At 70.0% G+C, this 7,609-nt stretch carries 10 protein-coding genes; 5 read left to right on the top strand and 5 right to left on the bottom strand.

Annotated features, from left to right (window positions below):
* On the top strand, positions 1–374 hold a 374-nt coding region (locus tag XM48_RS03320), incomplete at its 5' end, for a CdaR family transcriptional regulator (protein ID WP_046454366.1).
* Between the two features lie 16 nt (positions 375–390).
* Here XM48_RS03320 and XM48_RS03315 read toward each other — a convergent pair.
* From XM48_RS03315 to XM48_RS03295, 5 genes are all read right to left on the bottom strand, one after another.
* On the bottom strand, positions 391–579 hold the full coding sequence (locus tag XM48_RS03315; RefSeq protein WP_046454365.1) for a hypothetical protein: 189 nt from the start codon (positions 577–579) through the stop codon (positions 391–393).
* A 91-nt stretch (positions 580–670) separates the two neighbouring features.
* Positions 671–946 (bottom strand): hypothetical protein, encoded by a 276-nt coding sequence (locus XM48_RS03310; RefSeq protein ID WP_046454364.1) that lies wholly within the window; start codon positions 944–946, stop codon positions 671–673.
* 58 nt (positions 947–1,004) lie between these two features.
* Positions 1,005–1,631: a hypothetical protein gene (locus tag XM48_RS03305; RefSeq protein ID WP_046454363.1), complete on the bottom strand. Its 627-nt coding sequence runs from the start codon at positions 1,629–1,631 to the stop codon at positions 1,005–1,007.
* A 35-nt stretch (positions 1,632–1,666) separates the two neighbouring features.
* On the bottom strand, positions 1,667–2,200 hold the full coding sequence (locus XM48_RS03300) for an amino-acid N-acetyltransferase (protein ID WP_046454362.1): 534 nt from the start codon (positions 2,198–2,200) through the stop codon (positions 1,667–1,669).
* 119 nt (positions 2,201–2,319) lie between these two features.
* Positions 2,320–4,839 carry an ATP-dependent Clp protease ATP-binding subunit gene (locus tag XM48_RS03295; protein WP_046454361.1) on the bottom strand — a complete coding sequence of 840 codons (2,520 nt, stop codon included), beginning with the start codon at positions 4,837–4,839 and terminating at the stop codon, positions 2,320–2,322.
* A gap of 186 nt (positions 4,840–5,025) precedes the next feature.
* On the opposite strand from XM48_RS03295, the gene XM48_RS03290 reads away from it, so the two are divergent.
* The 4 genes from XM48_RS03290 to XM48_RS03275 all read left to right on the top strand — a co-directional run bounded on the left by XM48_RS03290 (position 5,026) and on the right by XM48_RS03275 (position 7,500).
* The gene (locus tag XM48_RS03290) at positions 5,026–5,643 is read left to right on the top strand and encodes a DUF2975 domain-containing protein (protein ID WP_046454360.1); all 618 of its coding nucleotides are present in this window, start codon (positions 5,026–5,028) and stop codon (positions 5,641–5,643) included.
* Positions 5,643–6,308 carry a hypothetical protein gene (locus tag XM48_RS03285; RefSeq protein ID WP_046454359.1) on the top strand — a complete coding sequence of 222 codons (666 nt, stop codon included), beginning with the start codon at positions 5,643–5,645 and terminating at the stop codon, positions 6,306–6,308. The genes XM48_RS03290 and XM48_RS03285 overlap by 1 nt, the downstream gene beginning before the upstream one ends.
* Entirely contained in the window at positions 6,305–6,544 is a 240-nt protein-coding gene (locus XM48_RS03280; RefSeq protein WP_046454358.1) for a helix-turn-helix transcriptional regulator, read from the top strand. Before XM48_RS03285 ends, XM48_RS03280 begins: the two co-directional genes overlap by 4 nt.
* 92 nt (positions 6,545–6,636) lie before the next feature.
* Positions 6,637–7,500 carry a MurR/RpiR family transcriptional regulator gene (locus tag XM48_RS03275; protein WP_046454357.1) on the top strand — a complete coding sequence of 288 codons (864 nt, stop codon included), beginning with the start codon at positions 6,637–6,639 and terminating at the stop codon, positions 7,498–7,500.
* The last annotated feature ends 109 nt before the right edge of the window (positions 7,501–7,609 follow it).

Raw genomic sequence — 7,609 nt, 5'->3', positions numbered from 1 at the left:
GCGAGGCGCCGGCGCCCCGGGTCCGCTGGGTCGATCGCGAAGAGCCCGTGTTCGAGGCGGTGCTCGCGGGATCCGCGGACCTCGCAGGCATCGTCGCCGCCGTGCTCGGACCGCTCGCGACCGCCGTCGACGCCGAGGCGCAGGAGCTCCGGCGCACGGCGCGGGTGCTGCTCGCCCATCACGGCCAGCGGCAGCCGGCGGCGGCCGAGCTGCGGATCCACCGCAACACGCTGCGGGACCGCCTGGCGCGCATCGAGCAGCTCACCGGCCGCTCGTTCGGCGACGCCGACGACCGCTCGGAGCTGTGGTTCGCGCTGCGCATCGAAGCGCTCACGCGGGAGCCGTCGCTCCCGCCGATCGAGCCGACCGAGTAGGGAGCGCGGGCGCCGCCTACTTCTTCGAGGAGTGGCCTTCGTGGCCCTCGTCGTGGGGTTCGTGCAGCGCGTGGAGCATGCCCGTCACGTTGCCGTGGAGCAGGTCGTCGACCAGCTCGTCGACCGCGACCGCCTCGTTGCTGCCCTGCTGAATCTCGACACGAATGCCACCGGTGCGTGCGGTGGGCTCCTGCTTGCGTTCCATGCTTCACTGTACGTCCGGGGTCGGCCGCCCACCATTGAAAACGCCGAAATGTTCCCGGATCTTCACCGAGAATCAGCCATGCGCTCCGCGGTCAGGCGGGCTGCACCGACAGCAGCTGGTACCCCTCGGGCACCTTCGAGAGCACGTCCGCGTAGTCGGCGCCCTCCAGCATCTCGACGCCGTCCCGGCGAGCGAGCGTCGCCTCGCAGCTGAGCACGGTGTCGTGCTTCGACATGGCCACCGACATCCCGGCCACGGTCCACCCCTCGGGGGTCTGCGCGTAGACGAGCTCGTGCACCTCGGGAAGCCCCTCGCCCTGCACGCTGATGGTCGTCGTCTCGACGGGGCGGATCATGCCGATGTACATGCGATGCAGCCTATCGCTCGCGAACCGCCGACCGGCCCGGCCCCGCCGGTGCGTCCGATCAGCCCAGGATGAACTGCGCCGTGCCGTCGCCCTGCGCCGACCCCACCGACACCTTCAGGTGGTAGGAGGCACCGCCCGCGGTCACGGGATCGCGGCTGATGTCGCACGTGTCCTTGCCGCTGCGGGTGCGATCCCAGGTGATCGTCTCGGTCTCGAGCGGCTTGCCCGGCTGCAGGATGACCGAGCGATGATCGGGCTTCTTCTGGCAATCCGTCGACAGCCAGACCTGGTCGGCGCCGCTCGTGATCGCGAAGGTCATGGTCGCGGTCCCGAGGTCGGCCGAGCACGCCTTGGTGCCGCGATTCTCGACCTTGAGCGAGAGCTTCGGCTCCTCGCCCTCGGCGTAGCTGCTCTTGTCGGTGATCGGGGTCACCACGAGCTCGCCCTCGGCGCAGGCCGGCGTCGAGTTCTTGCCGGCCGAGGTCGTCGGCTTCGCCGCGGTGTCGCCGAGGTCGCCCGGCACCGACACCTTGGGCGCGTCCGAGGCTCCGCCGACGCCGCCCGGTTTCAGGATGATGAGCACGACTGCGGCGACGACCGCGAGCAGCGCGACGAGCACGATGATCCGGCGCCGGACGTAGACGCTCTTGTCCTTGGGTCCTACGGGATCGCGAAGCGTCGACATGGCCCCAGGCTAGCCGCAGCCCGGCCCGTCACGGCTCAGGCGCGCGCGGCTCCGATGCCCTTCAGCATGCGGGTGTTGCCGAGCGTGTTCGGCTTGACGCGCGCCAGGTCGAGGAACTCGGCCACGCCCTCGTCGTTCGAACGGAGGAGCTCGGCGTACACGTCGATCGCGACCAGCTGCTCGTCCTCCCCCGCCGGCGCGAAGCCGTGCTTCGCGAAGAAGTCCACTTCGAAGGTGAGGCAGAACAGCTGGCTCAGGCCGAACTCGAGAGCGCGCTGCTCGAGCGCGTCGAGCAGCCGATGGCCGATGCCGCGCCCCAGCCAGTCCTCCGAGACGCCGAGCGTGCGCACCTCGCCCAGGTGCTCCCACATGACGTGCAGCGCACCGTAGCCGATCACGACGCCGTCGGCGTCCTCGGCGACGAGGAACTCGGGGACCGCTCCGTAGAGGTCGACCAGGTCCTTGCCCAGCAGGATCCGTCGCTCCACCAGCGGGACCATGAGCGCGGCGATGGCCGCCACGTCGGAGGTGCGTGCCTGGCGGATGCGGATCTCGGCTGCTTCGGGCATAGGCACAGCCTAGTGCTGCGGAAACGTCGCGCGGACCGCCAGGAAACCTCGGGAAACACCCCGGAACGGCGGAACGCCCACCGCCGTGAGGCGATGGGCGCTCCGTTCGACTGCTGGGATCAGCTGTGGTCGGTGGTGGGGGCCGTCGAGGCGACCGCCGCGGCCGCGGAGGCCGAGGACGCCGAGTGGTCCCGGTTCGACCCCTCGGTGACGAACGTGAACTGGCCGTCCACGAAGTCCACCTTCACGAGGTCCCCCGCCAGCAGCTCCGCGCTGAGGATCCGCTCCGAGAGGCGATCCTCGATCTCGCGCTGCATCGCACGGCGCAGCGGCCGCGCACCGAGCGTCGGGTCGTAGCCGAGGTCGATGAGCCGCTCGCGCGCCGGGACCGAGATCTCGATGCGCATGTCGCGATCGAGCAGGCGGTCCTGCAGGCGCTTGACGAACAGATCGACGATCTGCAGCAGCTCGGGCTTCGAGAGCTGCGGGAACACGATCGTGTCGTCGACGCGGTTCAGGAACTCGGGCTTGAAGTGCTTCTTGAGCTCCTCGTTGACCTTGCCCTTCATCATGTCGTAGCCGACCGAGGTGTCGCCCTCGAGCTGGAAGCCCACGGGACCGCCGGCGATGCCCTTCGACCCCAGGTTGGTCGTCATGATGATGACCGTGTTCTTGAAGTCGACCACGCGGCCCTGACCGTCGGTCAGGCGACCCTCTTCGAGGATCTGCAGCAGCGAGTTGAAGATGTCGGGGTGCGCCTTCTCGATCTCGTCGAACAGCACGACCGAGAACGGCTTGCGGCGCACCTTCTCGGTGAGCTGACCGCCCTCTTCGAAGCCGACGAACCCGGGAGGGGCGCCGAACAGGCGGGACACGGTGTGCTTCTCGCCGTACTCCGACATGTCGAGCGAGATCAGTGCGTCCTCGTCATCGAACAGGAACTCCGCGAGGGCCTTCGCGAGCTCGGTCTTGCCGACGCCCGTGGGGCCGGCGAAGATGAACGAGCCCGAGGGGCGCTTCGGATCCTTGAGGCCGGCGCGCTGGCGGCGGATGGTCCGCGCGAGCGCCGAGATGGCCTCGTTCTGGCCGATGACGCGCTGGTGCAGGGCCTCCTCCATGAAGCGGAGACGCGAGGTCTCCTCTTCGGTGAGCTTGAACACGGGGATGCCGGTGGCCTGCGCCAGCACCTCGGCGATGAGCCCCTCGTCGACCTCGGCGTGCGTCGCGACGTCGCCCGAGCGCCACTGCTTCTCGAGCCGCAGGCGCTCCGCGATGAGCTTCTTCTCCTCATCGCGCAGGCTCGCGGCCTTCTCGAAGTCCTGACCCTCGATGGCCTGCTCCTTGTCGGCGCGGACCACGGCGATCTTCTCGTCGAACTCGCGCAGCTCGGGCGGGCTCGAGAGGATCGAGAGGCGCAGGCGGGCGCCGGCCTCGTCGATCAGGTCGATCGCCTTGTCGGGCAGGAAGCGGTCCTGCACGTAGCGGTCGGCGAGGTTCACCGCGGCGACGATGGCGCCGTCGGTGATGGAGACCTTGTGGTGCGCCTCGTAGCGATCGCGCAGCCCCTTGAGGATGTTGATCGCGTGCGGCAGCGACGGCTCGTTGACCATCACCGACTGGAAACGGCGCTCGAGCGCGGCGTCCTTCTCGAAGTGCTTGCGGTACTCGTCGAGCGTGGTCGCACCGATGGTCTGGAGCTCGCCGCGGGCGAGCAGCGGCTTCAGGATGTTGGCGGCGTCGATCGCGCCCTCGGCCGCACCGGCGCCGACGAGCGTGTGGATCTCGTCGATGAAGATGATGATGTCGCCGCGGGTGCGGATCTCCTTCGTCACCTTCTTCAGGCGCTCCTCGAAGTCGCCGCGGTAGCGGCTGCCCGCGATGAGCGAGCCGAGGTCGAGCACGTAGACCTGCTTGTCCTTCAGCGTCTCGGGCACCTCGCCCTTGACGATGGCCTGCGCGAGGCCCTCGACGACGGCGGTCTTGCCGACGCCGGGTTCGCCGATCAGCACCGGGTTGTTCTTGGAACGGCGCGAGAGGATCTGCATGACCCGCTCGACCTCCTTCTCGCGCCCGATCACCGGGTCGAGCTTGCCGTCGCGCGCGGCCTGGGTCAGGTTGCGCCCGAACTGGTCGAGCACGGCCGAGCCCTTCTCGGAGCCGCCGGACTCGGGGGCGCCGACCGTCGCGTTCTCCTTGCCGGCCTGGTAGCCGGAGAGCAGCTGGATCACGGTCTGGCGCACGCGGTTGAGGTCGGCGCCGAGCTTGACGAGCACCTGAGCGGCGACGCCCTCGCCCTCGCGGATCAGGCCGAGCAGGATGTGCTCGGTGCCGATGTAGCTGTGGCCGAGCTGCAGCGCCTCGCGCAGGCTCAGCTCGAGCACCTTCTTGGCGCGCGGCGTGAAGGGGATGTGGCCGGCGGGCGGCTGCTGGCCGGTGCCGATGATGTCGGTCACCTGCTCGCGCACGGCGTCGAGCGAGATCTCGAGCTGCTCGAGGGCCTTCGCGGCGACGCCCTCGCCCTCGTGGATCAGGCCGAGCAGGATGTGCTCGGTGCCGATGTAGTTGTGGTTGAGCATCTTCGCCTCTTCTTGGGCGAGGACGACCACCCGGCGGGCCCGGTCGGTGAATCTCTCGAACATGCTTCCTCCTGGGTACCGGAGACAGCGGTCACCTCCGGCGATACCGACAGCGTACGCGCCGGATCCGGGCCGTGGGTCCGTGTTCGCCGCAGGCGTGACCGGAGGCCGGTGCGACTTGACGGGAGCCGCGGGAACCCGCACACTTATCGACAAGCGTTAATATCGTTTATCGATAAGGAGTGAATCATGACCATCGCCTCCGACATCCGTCCCTCGCGCGGCGACCGCGTCGCGCTCTGGTTGTTCGTCGCGGTCGGCGCCGTCATCGCCGTCGCCGTCGCCGTCGGAGCCGCCCTCCGCATCGGCGAGCTGCTCGGCGGCGGTCCGATCCGGGTCGCAGCCGAGTTCATCGATCAGCGCGCGACCGCCCCCATCGGTCCCGATGGATCGGACGTCGAGGTCCTGCTCGACCGGGCCGTGCTCCGCACCGCGGTGCCGCCGATCGCCACCTGGGCGGGCGTGATCGGCCAGCTCGTGCTCGTGATCGCCTTCACCACGGTGGTCCTGTGCCTGATCCTGCTGAGCCGCAGACTCTCCCGCGGCCGCATCTTCGGCCGGTCGAGCACCGTGCTCGTCGGCACCGCCGGCATCACCGGTCTCATCGGGGCCGCGGCGACGCGGTTCTTCGACAACATGCTCGCCAATGCGGCGGTCGCACAGGTCTCCGACTACGGCGACGTGCGCAACGCGGTGCTGAGCATCGAGCCGTTCCCGTTCGTCGTCGCCGCCTTCGCCGTGGCGATCGTCTGCACGGTGTTCGTGATCGGCGAGCGCATGCAGCGCGAGACCGAGGGGCTCGTCTGATGCGCACCACACCCGGATCCGACCGGCTTCCCCAGGAATCGAACCCGAAGAAGGTGCGGGCCGATGCCCTCGCAGTCCTGGTCATGGGGATCGCCGCTGCAACCTCCGTCCTCGCCCTCGCGGTGCGCAAGTACCTGAGCACCTTCACCCGCGAGGGGATCGTCTGGGATCTCCCGGTCAAGGCGCAGACCGGTACGGCGCGAGGCATCGTCTCCTACCGGGCCGAAGCCGCGCCCGACGCGCCGGTGGGGCAGGGGACCTTCACCCACCTGCAGGTCGTGGTGCCCGACGTCAACGCGGTCTCCACCGCATGCCTCGCGCTCGCGATCGCGGCGGCTGCGCTCACCGGGCTCGTCATCATCGCCTGCACGGTCCGCCTCGCCCGCCTCTTCCAACAGGGCCGCTTCTTCACGCTGCAGACCAGCCGCGCCCTGCGCACCATCACGTGGACGGCTTTCGGAGGCGGCATCGCGGCGTTCGTCTGTTGGAACCTCGGTTCCAACGGCATTGAAGGGGCCCTGGGCGTCCGCGCGGCCGAGACCGGCAGCTTCGAATGGTGGGGCTGGTACCTGATCGTCCTCTTCGCAGTGACGGCGTTCGGTCTCGTCGACATCGCCCTGCGCCGGGCGATCCGGCTGGAGCGCGAGACCGAGGGGCTCGTATGACCCCGGCCGAGCCCGAGGACGGGCACGCGATCCACTGCCGGCTCGACGAACTGCTGGCCGCCCGCGGCATGACCCTGACCGAGCTGAGCGAGGCCGTCGGCGTCAGCATCGTCAATCTCTCGGTCCTCAAGAACGACCGGGCCCGCGCGATCCGGTTCTCCACCCTCACCGCGATCTGCCGCGCGCTCGATTGCACGGTCGGCGAACTGCTCGTCGCCGACGACCGCGCGGGCTGATCGGGATCCCCGGATCCCCGGCCGGCGCAGCGGCCAGCGACCCGACACCCCGCGGACACCGCGCGTTCACGCTCGCGACCTAGCGTGACCCCATGCCCGCAGCACCGCATCCCTCCGCCGCACCCCCCGCGAGCCGCACCGCGGTCGTCGCACTGATCCGCGCGCACGCGGCGACGCTCGGTGCAAGCGAGGGCGCGGTCGCCCGTGTGATCCTGGACCGCCCGCACGAGGTCCCGCAGTGGTCGACGCAGGAGCTCGCGGCCGCGGCGGGCACCTCCACCGCGACCGTGATCCGCACCTGCCAGCGGCTCGGGTTCCGCGGATTCCAGCACCTGCGGCTCGAACTCGCGCGTGAGGCCCCCGAGCCGGGCGGCGACGACACCCCCGGGGACTCGGTGGACCACCTCTTCGAGAGCGCGCGAGCCGTGCTGCACGTCGCCCGGCAGGCGATCGATCGCACGGCGCTCGTGAACGCCGCCGAGCTGCTCGCGACCGCCGGACGCGTGGTCTGCGCCGCCAACGGCTTCTCGGCTCCGCCGTTGCAGGATGCCGCCATGCGCTTCGCCACCGTCGGTCGGCCGGTCGAGGCCCCGCTCGACATCCTCGCCCAGCAGTTCGCCGCCCACACTCTCACCCCCGACGACGCCTGCCTCGCGCTGAGCCACTCGGGCGCCAACGCGCACACGCTCGCGACGGTGCGGGCCGCACGCCGACGCGGGGCACGCATCATCGCGCTCTCCAGCTACACCAGGACGCCGCTGACCGACCTTGCGGATGTGACGCTCTCCACGGGGTCGGTCGGCACCCAGCACACGGTGGATCCCTTCTTCAACCGCCTCGGCCACTCGGTGCTGCTGCAGGCGCTCGTCGCCGAGGTCTCGGAACGCACCGCCCCCGTCGACGCGCTCGACATGCGCGAGGTCGTCGCGGAGGCGCTCGCGGACTCCGACCTCTGAACGCGCCCCGGACCCTTCTCCCGCCGCTCACGCCGCGTCCGCCGGCCGTTCACCCCACCGACACCCGACCTCGGGAAGCTGCTCTGCGTAACCGCATTTCACGCCCGAT

The sequence above is a fragment of the Leucobacter sp. Ag1 genome (genome assembly GCF_000980875.1).
In the GTDB taxonomy this organism is placed as follows: Bacteria; Actinomycetota; Actinomycetes; order Actinomycetales; family Microbacteriaceae; genus Leucobacter; species Leucobacter iarius.
The sequence above is the reverse complement of the archived record's forward strand: the minus strand, read 5'-3'. Positions and strand labels throughout refer to the sequence as shown.